The 16,385-nt window shown below is 69.0% G+C and carries 11 protein-coding genes; 6 read left to right on the forward strand and 5 right to left on the reverse strand.

Annotation, left to right across the window (positions count from 1 at the left end):
• Positions 1-1,004, reverse strand: a 1,004-nt coding sequence (locus ACFQV6_RS37160; RefSeq protein ID WP_378032380.1) for a glycogen debranching protein, incomplete at its 3' end; no start/stop codon positions are given.
• Positions 1,005-1,140: 136 nt separating this feature from the next.
• Positions 1,141-1,950 carry a hypothetical protein gene (locus ACFQV6_RS37165; protein ID WP_378032381.1) on the reverse strand — a complete coding sequence of 270 codons (810 nt, stop codon included), beginning with the start codon at positions 1,948-1,950 and terminating at the stop codon, positions 1,141-1,143.
• Positions 1,951-2,060: 110 nt separating this feature from the next.
• On the opposite strand from ACFQV6_RS37165, the gene ACFQV6_RS37170 reads away from it, so the two are divergent.
• Complete coding sequence (locus ACFQV6_RS37170; RefSeq protein WP_378032382.1) at positions 2,061-3,443, forward strand: MFS transporter; 1,383 nt, start codon at positions 2,061-2,063, stop codon at positions 3,441-3,443.
• 68 nt (positions 3,444-3,511) lie between these two features.
• Here ACFQV6_RS37170 and ACFQV6_RS37175 read toward each other — a convergent pair whose 3' ends face one another.
• Positions 3,512-6,967 (reverse strand): S8 family serine peptidase, encoded by a 3,456-nt coding sequence (locus tag ACFQV6_RS37175; protein WP_378032383.1) that lies wholly within the window; start codon positions 6,965-6,967, stop codon positions 3,512-3,514.
• Between the two features lie 369 nt (positions 6,968-7,336).
• Between ACFQV6_RS37175 and ACFQV6_RS37180 the strand changes: the two genes are divergently transcribed.
• From ACFQV6_RS37180 to ACFQV6_RS37190, 3 genes are all read left to right on the forward strand, one after another.
• Positions 7,337-7,771 (forward strand): hypothetical protein, encoded by a 435-nt coding sequence (locus ACFQV6_RS37180; RefSeq protein WP_378032384.1) that lies wholly within the window; start codon positions 7,337-7,339, stop codon positions 7,769-7,771.
• A gap of 192 nt (positions 7,772-7,963) precedes the next feature.
• Positions 7,964-9,427: a cellulose binding domain-containing protein gene (locus ACFQV6_RS37185; RefSeq protein ID WP_378032385.1), complete on the forward strand. Its 1,464-nt coding sequence runs from the start codon at positions 7,964-7,966 to the stop codon at positions 9,425-9,427.
• A 13-nt stretch (positions 9,428-9,440) separates the two neighbouring features.
• On the forward strand, positions 9,441-10,667 hold the full coding sequence (locus tag ACFQV6_RS37190; RefSeq protein ID WP_378032386.1) for a cellulose binding domain-containing protein: 1,227 nt from the start codon (positions 9,441-9,443) through the stop codon (positions 10,665-10,667).
• Positions 10,668-10,774: 107 nt separating this feature from the next.
• Here ACFQV6_RS37190 and ACFQV6_RS37195 read toward each other — a convergent pair whose 3' ends face one another.
• Complete coding sequence (locus ACFQV6_RS37195) at positions 10,775-11,758, reverse strand: hypothetical protein (RefSeq protein ID WP_378032387.1); 984 nt, start codon at positions 11,756-11,758, stop codon at positions 10,775-10,777.
• Positions 11,759-12,025: 267 nt separating this feature from the next.
• On the reverse strand, positions 12,026-13,093 hold the full coding sequence (locus ACFQV6_RS37200) for a glycoside hydrolase family 43 protein (RefSeq protein ID WP_378032388.1): 1,068 nt from the start codon (positions 13,091-13,093) through the stop codon (positions 12,026-12,028).
• Between the two features lie 344 nt (positions 13,094-13,437).
• Between ACFQV6_RS37200 and ACFQV6_RS37205 the strand changes: the two genes are divergently transcribed.
• Both ACFQV6_RS37205 and ACFQV6_RS37210 read left to right on the forward strand, forming a co-directional pair.
• Positions 13,438-13,902 (forward strand): hypothetical protein, encoded by a 465-nt coding sequence (locus tag ACFQV6_RS37205; protein WP_378032389.1) that lies wholly within the window; start codon positions 13,438-13,440, stop codon positions 13,900-13,902.
• A 43-nt stretch (positions 13,903-13,945) separates the two neighbouring features.
• Positions 13,946-16,357: a glycoside hydrolase family 9 protein gene (locus ACFQV6_RS37210; protein WP_378032390.1), complete on the forward strand. Its 2,412-nt coding sequence runs from the start codon at positions 13,946-13,948 to the stop codon at positions 16,355-16,357.
• Positions 16,358-16,385 lie beyond the last annotated feature (28 nt).

Raw genomic sequence — 16,385 nt, forward strand, 5'->3', positions numbered from 1 at the left:
ATCTCGGTCACCCAGTACCGCAACGAATCCATGATCAGCCGCAACGACTCATGATGCCGCACGTTCAAACTGTTCCCGGTACCGGTGGTGTCGTAGTAATACTGCCGGTCCTCATCGACCAGGCGGTAGAACGCCGGGTTGTCGATTCCCCGGAACGACAGCGTCGGACCCAGGTGGTTGCCCTCGGCCGTGTGGTTGTAGACCACATCCAGGATGACTTCGATACCGGCCTGGTGCAGCGACTTCACCATCGCCTTGAACTCCTGCACCTGCCCGCCGTCACCACCGAACGACGCGTAGCCGTTGTGCGGTGCGAAGAACCCGATCGTGTTGTAACCCCAGTAGTTCGTCAGGCCCCGCTCGATGAGCGCACTGTCGTGGACGAACTGGTGCACCGGCATCAACTCGACGGCCGTGACGCCCAGCCGCTTCAGATACTTGATCATCGCAGGGTGGGCCAGGCCGGAGTACGTGCCCCGGACATCGTCGGGGATGTCGGGGTGCTGGATCGTCATCCCCTTGACGTGGGCCTCGTAGATCACCGTCTGGTGCATCGGGACCTTAAGCGGCCGGTCGTTGCCCCAGTCGAAGTACGGGTTGATCACCACGGACCTCGGGGAGTACGGCGCCGAGTCGGTGTCGTTGTACGACTGGAGATCACCGAACTGGTACGAGAACAGCGCCTGATCCCACCGATAGTCCCCGTCGATCGCCTTCGCGTACGGGTCGAGCAGCAGCTTGCTCGGATTGCACCGCAGGCCCCGCGACGGGTCGTAGGGCCCGTACACCCGATAGCCGTACTTCTGTCCGGGCACCACCCGCGGCAGGTAACCGTGCCAGACCAGTGCCTCGCGCTCCGGCAGGTCGATCCGGGTCTCTTTGCCGTCGTCGTCGAACAGGCACAGCTCCACCCGGTCGGCTACCTCGGAGAAGATCGCGAAGTTGGTACCCCCACCGTCGTAGGTCGCGCCCAGTGGATAGGGGTTTCCCGGCCAGATATGCATGCGCCCACGATTCCCACACCACGCGCGCCCGGAAACCCCTGCGAGCTGTGACCAAAGTCCCGCGTGCCGGTAATTCCGTCAGCCACCGCCCACGGTGTCCTCGGGACGCGCACGTCCACGCTCGGGTGGCGGCCGGTCACCATCGACGGCGGCGGTGCCACATCAGCTCACCCCTTGCCTGCCACAGCAGCACGACCACCACCAGGACGAGGAGCCCCCACACGACGTTCTGACCCGACGCCTCCCAGAACAGGTAGAAGAATTGCGCAATCAGAAAGACGATGGTCAGGACGATGTCGAAGGGAATCATGAGAACGGCGAGAGCGAGGCGCACCAGGAACACGAGGAAGCCGATTCCGTACCAAATGCTGATGGTCGCGTCATCGTAGGCACCGCGGCTCAGCATGAACGGCTTGTACGGTGATCGGTCATATCCCGTGTTCCATTTGCCGGCGGCCTGGTCCCACCACGTCGACATACCTTCCGGTCGCTGCGCCACCGCGATGACTTCGGTCTTTTGCAACTGGATCACCTTGATGTCGCCGGCGGTCACGTCGATGGTCACCTGACCGTCGGCGACGGCGATCTCCGTGCGCCCGTTCACCACCGCTTTGAGCGCGCCACCACCCGCGCGCACCTCGTACACGCTGTCGAACCCGCTCTTGCCCTGGTGCCGGTCGCGGATGACGACGAAGATCGAGTCCTTCTGCTGCGGAGGAAGCTCATATTTGGCATTGACCGAGAAAACGCCGATCGGTGTGACGATGGTGCTTTCGCCCGCTACATCGATCCCGTCCGGCCCCACGGTGAATTTGATCGGCAGCAGCGCGGGCTTGTATTCCACTTCGGGATGCGCCTTGACCTCGTCCTCGCATCCGGCGACGGGGACGACCGCGAATAAGATCAGAACGGCGACGAGGCAGCGGTGTAGAACGCTCGTGTACACATACCCATGATGCGACCGGCGTCAATGTCGATCGAGGATGGACAGAGCGGCTCCCCGGTGTGATCGAGATCCTCCGGGTCAGCACCGCCCGCCACGGGTAGAACGGTGGGGTGCCCCGCCGTCACCTCATCCTCGCGATCTGCTGCCTGAACCTGCTGATCATCAGCCTCGACGCGACGATCGTGAACATCGCGCTTCCCGCCATCCGCGAGGATCTGGACACCTCGGTGTCCGGGCTGCAGTGGACGCTTGACGCGTACACCCTGGTTCTGGCCAGCTTGCTGGTCCTGGCCGGCTCGGTCGCCGACCGGATCGGGCGCCGCCGCGTCTTCCAGTCCGGGCTTGTCGTCTTCACCGCCGGATCGCTGCTCTGCAGCGTCGCGCCGACCCTGAGTTGGCTGATCTTCTTCCGGATGGTCCAGGCCGTCGGCGGGTCGATGCTCAACCCGGTCGCCATGTCGATCATCACGAACACGTTCACCGAGCCGAAGGAACGCGCCAGGGCGATCGGCGTCTGGGGCGCCGTCACCGGCTTCAGCATGGCCCTCGGGCCGCTGGCGGGGGGCGTCCTGGTCCACTCGTTCGGCTGGCAGTCCATTTTCTGGATCAACGTGCCGGTCGGGATCGCCGCGTTCCTGCTGGCCTGGAGGTTCATCCCGGAATCACGGGCGCCGCACCCACGCCGGCTCGACCCGGCGGGCCAGATCCTCGTCCTCGTCACGCTGGCGGCAGTCACGTACGGAATCATCGAAGGACCCGCGACCGGCTGGAACTCGCCGCAGATCCTCGGGTGCTTCCTGCTTGGCGCGGCCGCTCTCGCCGGCCTGTTGTGGTGGGAGCCCCGGCAGGCCGAGCCGCTGATCGAACTGAGGTTCTTCCGCAGCGCGCCGTTCAGCGGCGCGACCCTGGTGGCGGTCTGCGCCTTCGCCGGGCTCGGCGGTTTCCTGTTCCTCAACACCATCTACCTGCAGGAGGAACGCGGGCTTTCCGCGCTGGAGGCCGGCCTGTACACCCTGCCGATGGCGATCATGACGCTGCTCGCCTCACCGCTGTCCGGCCGTCTCGTCGCCGCCCGTGGCACCCGCCTGCCGCTCCAGATCGCCGGCATCGCCATGGCCCTTGGCATGCTCCCCCTGACATGGGCCGGATCGGACACCCCTGCCTGGCAGTTGTTCGCCGGCTACCTGGTCTTCGGTTTCGGATTCGGCATGGTCAACGCTCCGATCACCACTACCGCGGTCTCCGGAATGCCCCGTGAGCAGGCCGGGGTCGCATCGGCGATCGCGTCGACCAGCCGGCAGGTCGGCAGCGCCCTCGGCGTCGCGATCATCGGCGCGGTGATCGCTTCCGCCGCCTCCGGCGCCCGCTCCCCCGCCGGCTGGTGGATCCTCTGCGGCCTCGGCCTGGCGGTGCTCGTCCTCGGGCGATTCAGCACCGGGCCCTGGGCCCGATCAACAACCAGGCAGGGGTACGCCGAGAAGGCCGCCGCCTGACCGGACACGTACCCCCGGCCCGGCAGCGTGACTCGATGCCGGGCCGGGCCCTCGGTGGTGCGGACCGGCTACCCGGCCCGGTAGGCGCGGATGATGGTCTGGTCGATGCCACTGCCGCCGTCGGCGGTCGCCCTGACGCGCAGCGAGACGGCCTGCCCGGATCCCGGTTTCGGCAGGTGTGCCGCGAACGTGTCCGCGCGGCTGACGCTCGCCGGTGCCGGAAGCCAGGTGACACCGTCGTCGAGTGAGGTCCACAGCTCGAACGAGACGATCTTCTGCTTGGTCACCCCGTGCGCCTGCCGCACGGTGAACGCGGCGGTACCGTCGGCCGGCCTGTTCGCCACGTCCAGCGGAAGGGCGTAGTCGACCGACAACAGCGGCACCGGGACCCGGTTGGTGCCGGCCGGGCCCGTGGAGCGGAACGTCCAGGCGGTGTCCACCCGGGTGGACACCGGGCGCAGGGCGCCGGCGTCCAGGTGGTGGCTGAGCCGGTAATCACCGGCCTGCTGCGGCACCGCGAAGTCGGCGGCGCTGCCCGCCGCCTCGCCCACCACCTGCCCGTTGCGATGCAGGGTCAGCTTCCGGACGACCTGCGTCTCCCACTCGTTGTCCCAGATGCGGCAGCTGAACCGCTGGTGCTGGTCGGTCTCCTCTGCGAGTTCCACGTGAAGAACGCCCCGGGTACGGGAGATCGGGCCGGGGGCACAGATGCTGTCCGTCGGGGCCGGGTCGTCGTACCAGTCGGTGCGCTGCGGTTGCCGCACCCACACCTTGCCCTGGCGGCTGCCCGGCGCATACTGCTGCTGCGCCTCAGCGGTCCACGTGGCGCCGTCGTACACCTCTTCCTCGTAGCCGAAGCCCGGGGTGACGTAGTCGATGCGATCACCGGAGAGCTCGTACGACGAGCCCTGCAGGACGAGTAGGTGGTCGGCGGTCGAGCCGTACCGCTTGTGGGTGGTGGTCGATCCCTCGCGGTCCAGGACCCGGAAGCTCTGGTCGATCCGGGCCAGTCCGGCCTGATCGGCGGTGCTCCACCGGTACGCCGGGTCGGCCGGGAAGCCGTCGGGCAGCGTCCGTGCCAGGTCGTACTGGTACGGGCTCGGCCCGTCGCCGGGCGCGTCCAGGCTGAAGCTGGCGTACGCCTCGAAGCGGCCGATTGCCGGCTTCGCCATCGCCGTCACGTAGGCATGCCCCTCGCGGGCGTCGGCGCCCCATGCGTAGGCGGTACCGCTGGAGACGAAGGCGCCGTTGCCGGCGTACTGCTGGACGACGGCCGCGACGTGACCGGCTTCGGTGGCCACCCCGTCGAGACCGCCCCGGATCTGCTTCGCGGCAGCGACGTCGAGGAGCAGATCGGTTTCGCCGGTGATGGTCAGGTCGGTGTCGCCGAGCATGGCGATCCGGCTACGGTCGGTGGACCAATCGAACTCCATCTGATAGCCCATCACGCTGTAGCGGCCGGCCGGCACCCGCACGGTGGCCGGCACACCCGGAGTGATGTCCACGTCCGTGCTGAAAGCCACCGGGTCGTTGATGTCGACCACCTGTACCCGGCCGCGCGGCGTCACACCCTCGGCAGGGCCGGGCAGCGCGGTCATCGTCAGTTTGACGTCGTAACTGGGCGGTTCGACGTAGAAGGCAATCGGGGTGCCGGCGACGCGGACGCCACCGACGCGGCCGGTGACCATCGCCGTATACAGGCCCGGCCGAGCCGCCAGCGTCGACCGGTCGACGCGCAGCACCACACCGGCGGTGCCCCCGGCCACGAGGGTGACCTTGCCGGACGACAGGGTCGCCGCGCCGTCCGGGCCGGTCTTTCCGTCATGGTTCAGAAGGCTCACCGCGAGATCCACCGTGACAGCGGCCGTGCCGGTGTTGCTCCACGACAGCGGCGTGGCAGCGGTGCCGGACTGCGGATGGGTCAACGTACCCAGGTCGACCAGGTCCTGCCCGGCGACCACGCCGGTGAGGGCTCGCGCGGCATTGAGCCGGCCGGCGCCCACCTGGTGAACATCACCGCGGGGCAGCGGGTCGGCGGCTCCCACCAGGGCGGACTTCAGCCTGCCGGCCGACCAGCCGGGGTGCTTCTGTGCCAGCAGCGCGGCCGCGCCCGCCGCGTGCGGAGTGGCCATCGACGTACCCGACACGGCCGTGTAGTGGGCGTCGAGCGGGGTGCCCATCGTCGTACCGGCAGCGCGGGCGGCCAGGATGTCCACCCCGGGAGCGACCAGTTCCGGCTTCGCCGCCCGGGTGTTGAGCAACGGCCCCCGGCTGGAGAACGGGGCAAGCATGTCGCTGCCGTTCACCGCACCGACCGTCAGAGCCGACGCGGCCGCGCCCGGGTAGGAGATTCGGCCCGGGGTGGGTCCGTCGTTGCCGGCGGCGACCACGAACAGCGTCCCGTGCTGTGCGGTCAGCGTGTCGAGCGCCTGGGACAGCGGATCGCTGCCGTCGCTGAGATCCGAGCCGCCGAGGCTCATGTTCACCACGTCGGCCCGGGCCGCGGCCCACTCCATACCGGCGATGGCCTGTGACTCGGTGCCGTACCCCTCGTCGTCGAGCACCTTACCGATCAGCAGGCCGGCCTCCGGCGCCACGCCGCGCCGCTCCCCGCCCGAGGCGGCACCGGTGCCGGCGATCGTCGCCGCCACGTGCGTGCCGTGGCCCACCCGGTCGACGGCGTCACCACCCTCGACGCTGAAGTCGGCGCGATCCACCACCCGGCCGGCAAGGTCCGGATGGCTGAAGTCCGCGCCGGTGTCCAGCACCGCCACCCGGACACCGCGCCCGGTGACATCGCCGGCCCAGGCCTGCGGTGCCTTGATCTGCTCCAGGTTGCGGTCCAGGTTCGGCACCGGCACTCGCCCCGCGGTCACCGCGCCGGTGGCACGCACCCGGCGGTCCAGCCACACCTTCGGCCCGGCGGCGCGCAGTCCGGCGCCGTGGGCGGTTAGCTCGGAGAGGGTACGCAGGAAGCCCGCACCCTTGCTCTTCGGCTGCCGCCCCGACGTCGCTCCGATGACCGGCAGCTCGCGCCGCTCGGTCAGCCCCGCGGCCAGCGGATCCACCGCGAGCTTGCCCGCCGCTGAGCGCGCCGCACCATCCGGAAGCACGATGAGCGGCAACTCCGCAGTACTCGCGTCGTCATAGCCGTCCAGGATCAAGGCGGTCACATCGAAGAGCGACTCGTCCAGCACTGAACCGATCAGCCCGGCCACCTCGCCCGGCACCACCCGCACATGCCCGTCCGGACCGCAGCCGCGGTGCTGGGTGCCGCTCGGCTTCGCCGGCTTCACGGTGACCCGCGGGCAACCTAAATCGGCCGTGGACACCGTCACCACATCACCGGTCAGCAACGTCACGGTGTAGGTCCTGCCGGCCGGCAACACCGTTGCCGCACCCGTCGGCGGCGTACCGCCCGGCGGTTCACCGGCCACGCTCGTACCGGCGCCGGCCACGGCACCCGCCAGCAGCATCGCCGTCAATCCGAACAGCAGCGCCGTCCGGCGTCTGTGTCCTGCCACGAAGGCCCCCTCGACTCGAACAGATCGGGACCGTCGATCCCTATCTACGACGAGGCGGGGTGCACAGGCGGTTGTCCTCCGATGTGGATATTTCGATGGGGTGGTCGATGCGCCGGGCGTCGCGAGACACTCCACGTTTACACAGTGGATCGCGGCCGGCGAATACATTACTCGACCTCGCCGGATGCGTGCGGGAAACAGGAAGGCCGGTCTCAAGTCAGCCCGTTCGGCCGACGCCGTAACCGGCCGAACGGCCTCGCCCCGCCGGAACGCGATATGACGCCCGAAATCCCGTGGTCCGCTCGACGCGTCAACACATCAGTTTCCCCGGAATGGTCAGTTCTATTTCCGCAACGAAGGAGACCCGTCATGACCCTGCACTCAGTCCTCCGCACCACGACCGCAGCGGTGCTGGCCGCAGCCGCTTTCGCCACCGCGTCGCCGGGCGTCGCACACGCCAACGCGGGTGACTTCAGCGTCAAAGTGACAGTGGAGAACAACACCAAGGAAAGCTTCGACCTGCTGAAATACGACGTTACCGAGGGGGATTCGACAACCGAGCCGAATCAGACCATCGCACCGTCCAAGAGCGACTTCTTCAAGACCGAGTCGAACTGGGATCAGGGCGGAACGGCAGGCAGTATCAAATACCAGCTGACGAACGGCGGTTATGTCGTCATCTACTGGAGCAACCCCTACGAGGAAACCAATTGGTACGACTGCAAAGTGCCGAACTATATGACCTGCTCATGGAGCGAGGACCAGGACTACCACGCGGAAATGACATTCAGCATCAGCGACTGATCCTTTCCGAACCTCAGCGCAACGCCCGGTAGCGAAAGCCATCGGGCGTTTGTGTTCCCTTTTCCGCACGCCGGAGCCCCGGCCGGCGAACATGCTTCGCGCGATCTCTTGCATAGACATTGACCGATATCGGTGGATGGGCCAGGATGTGGGCAGCTCCCGATGGGAGCGCTCCCGCCTTGAGGAGGCCCTGTGCGCCGGTGCCCGAATCTGTTCGTCATCTCTGCCGCGTTCCTGCTACTGGCCGTCACCGGGTTGCTGCTCGCCCCGTCGGCCCAGGCAGCAGCGGGCGACGGATCCCCACGGGATACGAACATCGCCTTCTACGGGCGGTGGGACACCACCACCAATCCGGCGGCGGTCGTTCCGCACTTCGCCGGCGCGTACTTCGTCACCGGATTCACCGGCACCCGGGTCGCCCTGAAGCAGCGTGCCGCCATCGACCTGTACTACAGCATCGACGGTGCGGCCGACGTCTACCTGACCAACGTCAGCGGCACGGTGAACCTCACACCGTCCGCGCTGCGCGCCGGGAACCACACCCTGCGTGTCTCGTACCGGGTCGTCGCCGGCTCCTATCACGGCGACGCCGTCTTCCAGGGTCTCGTTCTGGACAGTGGTGCCACCACCTTCGCGGCACCCCGGCCGGCGAGGCTTCTCGAGTTCGTCGGTGATTCGATCACCGTCGGCACCACCTCGTCGAAGAACGCGCTCACCGCGTACGGATGGCTGACCGGCGAGCAGCTCGGAGCCGCGCACACGCAGATCGCCGAAGGCGGAGCCTGCCTGGTCAGCGCCGCCGACGGCTGCACCGGCATGGCCGACCGGTTCCTGCGCAACAACACCGTCGCGGGCTCCCCGCTGTGGGACTTCACCCGGTACCAGGCCGACGCCGTCGTGATCAACATGGGCACCAACGACGTCGGGCACAGCGTGAGCACGACCACCTTCCAGAGCGTCTACACCGGTCTGCTGCGCGACATCCGGGCGAAGTATCCGAGGGCCGCCATCCTGGCGCTGCAGACCTTCACCAAGCGGTACGCGGCGCAGACCCAGGCAGCGGTGCAAACGGTGACCGACGCCGGTGACCGCAACACCTTCTTCGTACCGACCGACGGCTGGCTGCCCGCGGACGGGCTGACCGACAACGTGCACCCCAACGACATCGGGCACCGGGCGATCGCCGCCAAGCTCGCACCGATCATCGCCGGCAAACTCGCACCCGCCCCCTCCGCGTCAGCCTCCCCGTCGGCGTCTCCGTCAGCCTCCCCGTCAGCCTCCCCGTCAGCCTCCCCGTCAGCCTCGCCGTCGGCGTCTTCGTCAGCCTCCCCGTCGGCTGGTGGGGCGTGCTCGGTCAGCTATGTCCGGACCAGCGAGTGGGCCGGTGGCGCGCAGTTCGACGTCACGATCCGCAACACCTCGGCGGCGCCGGTCACCGGATGGGCGCTGACCTGGACGCTGCCCGCCGGTCAGCGGATCACCCAGGCGTGGAACGCCACCGTCACCCAGTCCGGAGCGACCGCCCGCGCGGCCGACGCCGGCTGGAACGGCCAGGTGCCCGCGGGCGGCTCCACCGGGTTCGGATTCGTCACCGACAGCGCCCTCAACGGCGCGGCCGGGTTCGCCCTCAACGGCACAGCCTGCACCAATTCCTGACAGGAGCATCACCGTGACGCTATTCCGACGGCTTCTCGCGCCGGTGGCCGCCTCCGTCCTGGCGCTGACGGCGGGCGGTATCGGCGTGGCCACCGCCCGGGCGGCCGCGGCACCCGCCTGCCGCGTGGACTACAAGATCACCAGCCAGTGGGCCACCGGCTTCGGCGCCGACGTGACAGTCACCAACCTCGGCGACCCGGTGACCGGCTGGACACTCCGCTGGTCGCTCGGGTCCGGGCAGGGCATCGCGCAGGCGTGGAACGCGACAGTCACGGTGGCCGGCTCCGCGGCGACCGCCACCGGCGTGAGCTGGAACAGCGCGCTACCCTCCGGCGCCTCCGCCGCCTTCGGCTTCACCGGCACCCACACCGGCAGCAACCCGGTCCCGGTGTCGTTCACCCTCAACGGCACAACCTGCAACGGTACGGCGAACCCGCCGCCGAGCGGCACACCGTCTCCGAGCGGCACACCGTCTCCGACTCCCTGCACCGGTCCGAGCACCCCGCCGCCCTCCCCCGCCAGGAAGACGAAAATCTGGATGGCCGGCGACTCCACCATGATGAATCCGCAGGGAGGGGTCTGCCCGTACGGCTGGGGAAGCCAGTTCGCCGCCTACTTCACCGACGACGTGGTCGTGCAGAACAGCGCCGTCGGCGGCCGCAGCGTCCAGACGTGGCTCTACGAGGGCAACGTCACCAGCACCAAGGACTCCGCGGGCGAGTGCGTGGTCAGCCCGAACACGTACAGCACACGGTGGACCGGCATGCTCGACGCCACCACCGGGATGCAGGCGGGCGACTACCTGTTCATCCAGTTCGGCATCAACGACGGCGACTCCGCCTGCCCCCGCCACGTCGGCACGGCCCGCTATCAGCAGCTGCTCGGCGTGATGGTCCAGGCCGCCAAGGCCCGCGGCGCCAAACCGGTCCTCGTCACCCCGGTCGCGGCGATCACCTGCAGCGGCAGCACCGCCGTCGGCAACCGCGGCTTCCTCACCGAGACGAAGAACGCCGCCACGGCCGCCGGCGTACCCGTGATCGACCTGCACCAGCGCAGCCTCGCCCTGTACAACACCCTGAAGCTCTGCCCCAACAACAGCGACTACACAGCGGGCGCCGTCGGCGCCTTCTTCTGCAACGACCACACCCACTTCGAGGCCGCCGGCGCGCGCCAGATTGCCGGCCTGATCACCACCGCCCTCCGCGACCAGGGCATCCCGCTCGCATCCTTCCTCCGATAAGGGGCGCCCTCAGCGATCCACCGCGCCGGCTTGAACGAGCCGGACTCACACCGCGCCGGCTGTGAACGGGCCGGGGATCACACTGCGTCACCGATCGAGGCGGGGGCTCACGCCGCGCCGGCCTCGATCGGTGACGCGGCTGCTTCCGGCGTCACCCGCGACCGGGTCACCACCGCGGTGAGGCTGAGCGCGGTTGCGGCCACCGCGCTCAGCACGAGGATCAGCACGTACGGGTCGACGATCTCGATCCGGCTCTCGGCGACCCGGTTGGCGGGCATGGCGTGCGGAGTGATGGCCGGGATGAGGCTGTCCGGACCCCAGTGCGCCAGCAGCACCACCGCCGCGAAGGTCAGCACCATCGTGGTGGCCACCGCCAGCAACCCCGCGAGCAAGGTGCCTCCGGTGGTGCCGGCCCGGCCGGAGTTGGCCAGGACCGCGACAACCGCGGCCAGACCGGCCAGCATGAGCACCCGCCCGGCCGTGGCCGGGATCGGCGGCCCGGTCACCACGCTGATCAGCCATACCGCTGTCGCGGCGAGTCCACTCCCGACCCCGGTGACCAGCACTCGCGGCGTCGCCTTCGACCGCTTCGCGCACACCACCACCAGCGCGATCAGGAATCCGGCCCCCAGAGTCGCGAACACCAGAATGCCGGCGCCGTCGTCAGCCGCCTCCAGCGTGGCGGGGTGCGCGTGAGCGACCGCGACCACGGCGATGACAGCGGCGACCAAGTAGCCACCGACCCGCAGCAGCCACGCCGTGACGCCACCACCGACCGGGCCGAACATCCCCGCCCGGCGCGCCTCCCAGCACACCGCGGCCAGCACCGGCACCATCACGGAGAGGACCACGGTGAGCGGCGGATAGTCGACGGCGCCGATCCATGCGAACAGCGTCCCCAGGGTCGCCAGCACCACAGCGAGGTGCACAGCACCCCGCACCAGGTGGAACTCGGCGGCCGCGGCGAACACGCACCCCCGGGCGAACCGCCACCGGTCCGCCCGCTCCGTGACCACGGCCAACTCGGCCCGCATCGCCCGGCCCCACTCCTCGCGCCCGGCGGGCATCACCCGCACGGCGGCATCGAGCAACCGAGCCGGCCGATCCCTGTCCCCCGGCGTCATCGTGCCGGCCTCAGCGGAAGCATGAACGGAACTCTATATAGGTAGACAATGGCCGGACATCACCCGTTCGGCCGCCTCCACCCGTTCGGCCGCGGACCCCGGCCCGCCGCCTGCGGACCCCGGTCCGCTGCCTGCGGACCCCGGTCCGCTGCGGATCTCGCCTGACGATCCGGCACGGCGCCGCGCTCGCGGCCGGATGGAAAGCTGTCACGGGCGAGACGCGGCGCAAGCCGGTTACTCGAAGAACTTGAGGCTGAAGCCGGTGCTGGTGGCGGCGCCCGGCACATTGGCGCGGGAGTAGGTGGTGTTGCCCCACCACGCGAAGGTGCCCGTGTACCAGTACCGGTTCGCCCAGGCGTAGGGCGTTCCCTTCGGCACCGCGTGGTACATCAGCGGGAAGCGGGGGCCGGCCGGCGGGCTGGTGGCGATGTCGCCGTTGAGGAGGACGAACGTGTGGTGGCCGGGGCCGTTGGCGTTGAGGGTGGGGTCCCAGCCGGGCATCATGGTGGCCCGGTTGGAGCCGAAGAGGCAGCCGTTGGACTTGTACCAGTCCCAGACGTAGGCGGGGTCGCCACCGGCTCGCAGGCGCAGGTCGGCGAGGCAGTACTGGTCGCTCCAGCTGCCGTTCGCGGAGTAGACGATGTGCAGCTGGCCGCTGGGGTCGCGGATCGCCTCGGGGCCCTCGTTGATGAACGGGTTGCCGACCACCCGTTCCCAGCTCTCCCGGGGTTGCGAGATGACGTAGCGCGGGCCGGTCGTCGTCGTGGGGCTGCTCATCCGGGCGATGTAGAGGTTCTGTTCGATGTTGGTGTCGCCGGCCCAGCCGGACCAGACGAACCAGCGCTGGCCGTTGAAGACGAACATGGTGCCGTCGATCGCCCACTTGTTGTCGGGCAGGGCCATCCGGGTCGCGCCGGTGTAGCCGCTGTCGGCGGTCGCCGAGCTGATCACGTACATCCGGTGGGCGGCGCCCCGGCCCGCGGCGAAGTAGATGTAGTAGCGGCCACCGTCGTAGTGGATCTCCGGTGCCCAGACCTCGCCCAGGTTGCCGGTGTCCGACCAGACCTGCCGGGCGGCTGCGGTGGCCAGGCCGTCCGGTGAGGACGCCTGCCGGACGGCGATGCCGCCGCCCAGTGCCTGCACCCCGACGTAGGTGCCGCCGATACGCAGCACGCTCGGGTCGGCGGCACGCAGGGAGGTGCGGGCCGCGGCGGCCGGGACGGCCGGGGTCAGGACGGCCGAGGAGAGGACGGCCAGCAGGCCGGAAAGCACGAGAGCGAGGAGTACGCGGGGAGTTCTCATGGCTGTTCCCAGGGACTGGCCGCCTGTTCGACGCCCTGCCGGCGGGGGACGGCAGCGGGAAGGCGGCGTCCGGCCGGGACGAGTACGGCGGCGTTGCGGGGGCCCGGCCGTTCAACCAGCAGTTGACCACACGACGGAGAGCGGTTGCCAGAGAAGACGGTTCCGGAACCAGCGATCGGCGTGGATGCCTTCGCGGTAGCGGCCGGATGAGTCGGTAGCGGCCGGATGAGTCGGTAGCGGCCGGATGAGTACTGCCGCCGGGACATATCGACAGAAGCCGTTTCGGCCCGTAGGGTGCATGGCCGATGGGAGCGCTCCCATCCCCTTCCCCCGGAGGTTCCCCCATGCACCGCTCCATCCCCACCCTGCTGCTCACCAGCGGCATCCTGCTGACCGCCGCCGCGTGCGGCACCGCGCCCGGAGCCGGCCCCACGGCCGGCGCGGCGAGCGGCCCAGCCGTACCGACCCCTGCCCCGGCGATCGCCGTGACCTGCGAGGCGCTCTCCCAGGTCTACCAGGCGAACATGGCGCCGCTCGCCCAGGCGCTGACCGAGGTCACCACCGACGCCAAGACGACCACCCAGGCGCAGCGGGCCATGGCCAACTTCGCGACGGCGGTGCAGGACGCCACCAAGGCGAGCACCGACGCGGAGCTGCGTTCGGACGGTCAGAAGGCCGCCGACCAGCTGCGCGCCAAGTCGAAGGACGCCGCGTTCTTCAAGACCATCAAGTCGCCGGCGGACGTCGACAAGACGATCGGCCCGGCCCTCACCGAGTGGCTCTCCCCGATCCAGCGCCACTGCGCGTAACACTCTGGACACACCATTGAACTGGGAGCGCTCCCATGTAACGATGACCGTCATGTTGAAGAAGCTCGGCACCGTCCTCGCAGCGGCCGCGCTCGGCGCCGGCCTGCTGTGGGTGGCCACCCCCTCGGACGCGGCAGCGGCGCCGGCGCACAGCTACGGTGAGGCGCTGCAGAAATCGCTGCTGTTCTACGAGGCTCAGGTGTCGGGCAAGAAGCCGGCCTGGAACCGGGTGTCCTGGCGCGGCGACTCCGCCATGAAGGACGGCTCCGACGCCGGCCTCGACCTCACCGGCGGCTGGTACGACGCGGGCGACCACGTCAAGTTCGGCCTGCCGATGGCGTTCACCACCACGATGCTGGCCTGGGGCGCCGTGGAGAACCGGGAGGCCTACGCGGCGTCCGGTCAGCTGACCCACCTGCTGAACAACCTGCGGGTGCCGAACGACTACTTCATCAAGGCGCACCCCTCGGCCGACGTGCTCTACGGGCAGGTCGGCAAGGGCGACGACGACCACAAGTGGTGGGGTCCCGCCGAGGTCATGCCGATGGCGCGTCCCGCGTACAAAATAGATGTGAGCTGTGGTGGCACGGAGATCGCGGCGGAGACGGCCGCGGCCATGGCAGCGAGCTCCCTGGTCTTCCGCCCGACCGACCCGGCCTATGCGGACACGCTGCTCACGCACGCCAAGCAGCTCTACTCGTTCGCCGATCGGGTGCGCAAGAGCTATCACGAGTGCATCACCGACGCGACCTCGTTCTACCGGTCGTGGAGCGGTTATTCCGACGAGCTGGTGTGGGGCGCGATCTGGCTGCACCGGGCCACCGGCGACGCGTCCTATCTGGCGAAGGCCGAGGCGGGTTACGACGCGCAGGGCAACGAGAACCAGACCAGCACCAAGATGTACAAGTGGACGATATCCTGGGACAACAAACAGTATGGCAACTATGTGCTGCTGGCCCGGCTGACCGGCAAGCAGAAATACCTCGACGACGCCAACCGGTGGCTGGACTGGTTCACCGTCGGTGTCAACGGTGAGAAGGTGCGCACGTCGCCGGGCGGCATGGTGGTGGTCGACTCGTGGGGCGCACTGCGCTACGCGGCCAACACCGCGTTCGTCGCGCTGGTCCACAGTGATCATCTGAGCGACGCGGTGCGCAAGCAGCGCTATCACGACTTCGCGGTGCGGCAGATCAACTACGCGCTGGGCGACAACCCGCGGAACTCCAGCTACGTGATCGGGTTCGGCGCCAATTCCCCCAAGAACCCCCATCACCGTACGGCACACAGCTCCTGGTGGGACAGCCAGCAGGTGCCCGAGCAAACCCGCCACATCCTGTACGGCGCACTGGTCGGCGGACCGTCCTCACCCGACGACGCGTACACCGACAGCCGCGGCGACTACGTGATGAACGAGGTGGCGACCGACTACAACGCGGGGTTCACGTCGGCGGTCGCGCGGCTCTACGGCGAGTTCGGCGGCACTCCCCTGACCGGCTTCCCGCAAGCCGAGAAGCCGGACATTCCCGAGCTCTCGGTCGAGACCACGATCATGCAGAACGAGACCCGGTCGACAGGGGTGAAGGTCGTCGTCTACAACAAGTCGGCGTATCCGGCGCGGGCCCTGACCACCGGCAAGTTCCGCTATTACTTCACCCGCGACGACAGTTCGGCGCTCGTGGTCAGCTCGCCCTACACCCAGGGATGCCCCGGCCCGACCACGGCGAAGCAGCACTCCGGCAACATCTGGTACGCCGAGGTCGACTGCACCGGCTACACCATCGCCCCGGCCGGCCAGTCGGCGCACCGGATGGAGGTGCAGCTCAAGATCGGAGTCGCCGAGGGCGGCACGTGGAACCCGGCGAACGATCCGTCCTACCAGGCTGCCGCCGGGCCGAACAAGGGTGTGCCGCTCTACGACGGTGCGGCGCTGGTGTGGGGCTCCGTCCCGGACGGCTCCACTCCGTCACCGTCACCCTCGGTCTCCAGCTCGCCGTCAGCCTCGGTCTCCCCGTCAGCCTCGGTCTCCCCGTCGGTCTCGGTCTCCCCGTCGGTGTCCGTCTCGCCGTCGGTCTCCGTCTCGCCCTCGATCTCCGTCTCGCCGTCGGTCTCCCCCTCGGTTTCTCCGTCGCCTTCTTCGGCCGGCGGATGCCGCGTCGGCTACACGACGAACAGCTGGAGCACCGGCTTCACCGCGACGGTGACGATCACCAACGGTCCTGCCGCGCTGAACGGGTGGACGCTGGCCTTCCCCTACACGTCGGGTCAGAAGGTGACGCAGGCATGGTCGGCATCGGTCACGCAATCCGGGACCCAGGTGACCGCGACGAACGCCTCCTTCAACGGGAACCTCCCCGCGGGCGGCACGGTCAGCTTCGGCTTCAACGGCACCCACACCGGCTCCAACCCGGCACCCGCCTCCTTCACCCTCAACGGCACCTCTTGCACAACCACCTGACCCACCACTCGCTCCAGCTGGCCCGGCT

The organism is Actinoplanes sp. GCM10030250, from assembly GCF_042666575.1.
Lineage (GTDB): Bacteria > Actinomycetota > Actinomycetes > Mycobacteriales > Micromonosporaceae > Actinoplanes.

Coding starts and splice junctions, on each gene's coding strand:
- ACFQV6_RS37180 (WP_378032384.1), top strand. CDS start 7,337: ATGACCCTGCACTCAGTCCTCCGCACCACGACCGCAGCGGTGCTGGCC.
- ACFQV6_RS37210 (WP_378032390.1), top strand. CDS start 13,946: ATGACCGTCATGTTGAAGAAGCTCGGCACCGTCCTCGCAGCGGCCGCG.
- ACFQV6_RS37205 (WP_378032389.1), top strand. CDS start 13,438: ATGCACCGCTCCATCCCCACCCTGCTGCTCACCAGCGGCATCCTGCTG.
- ACFQV6_RS37200 (WP_378032388.1), bottom strand. CDS start 13,093: ATGAGAACTCCCCGCGTACTCCTCGCTCTCGTGCTTTCCGGCCTGCTG.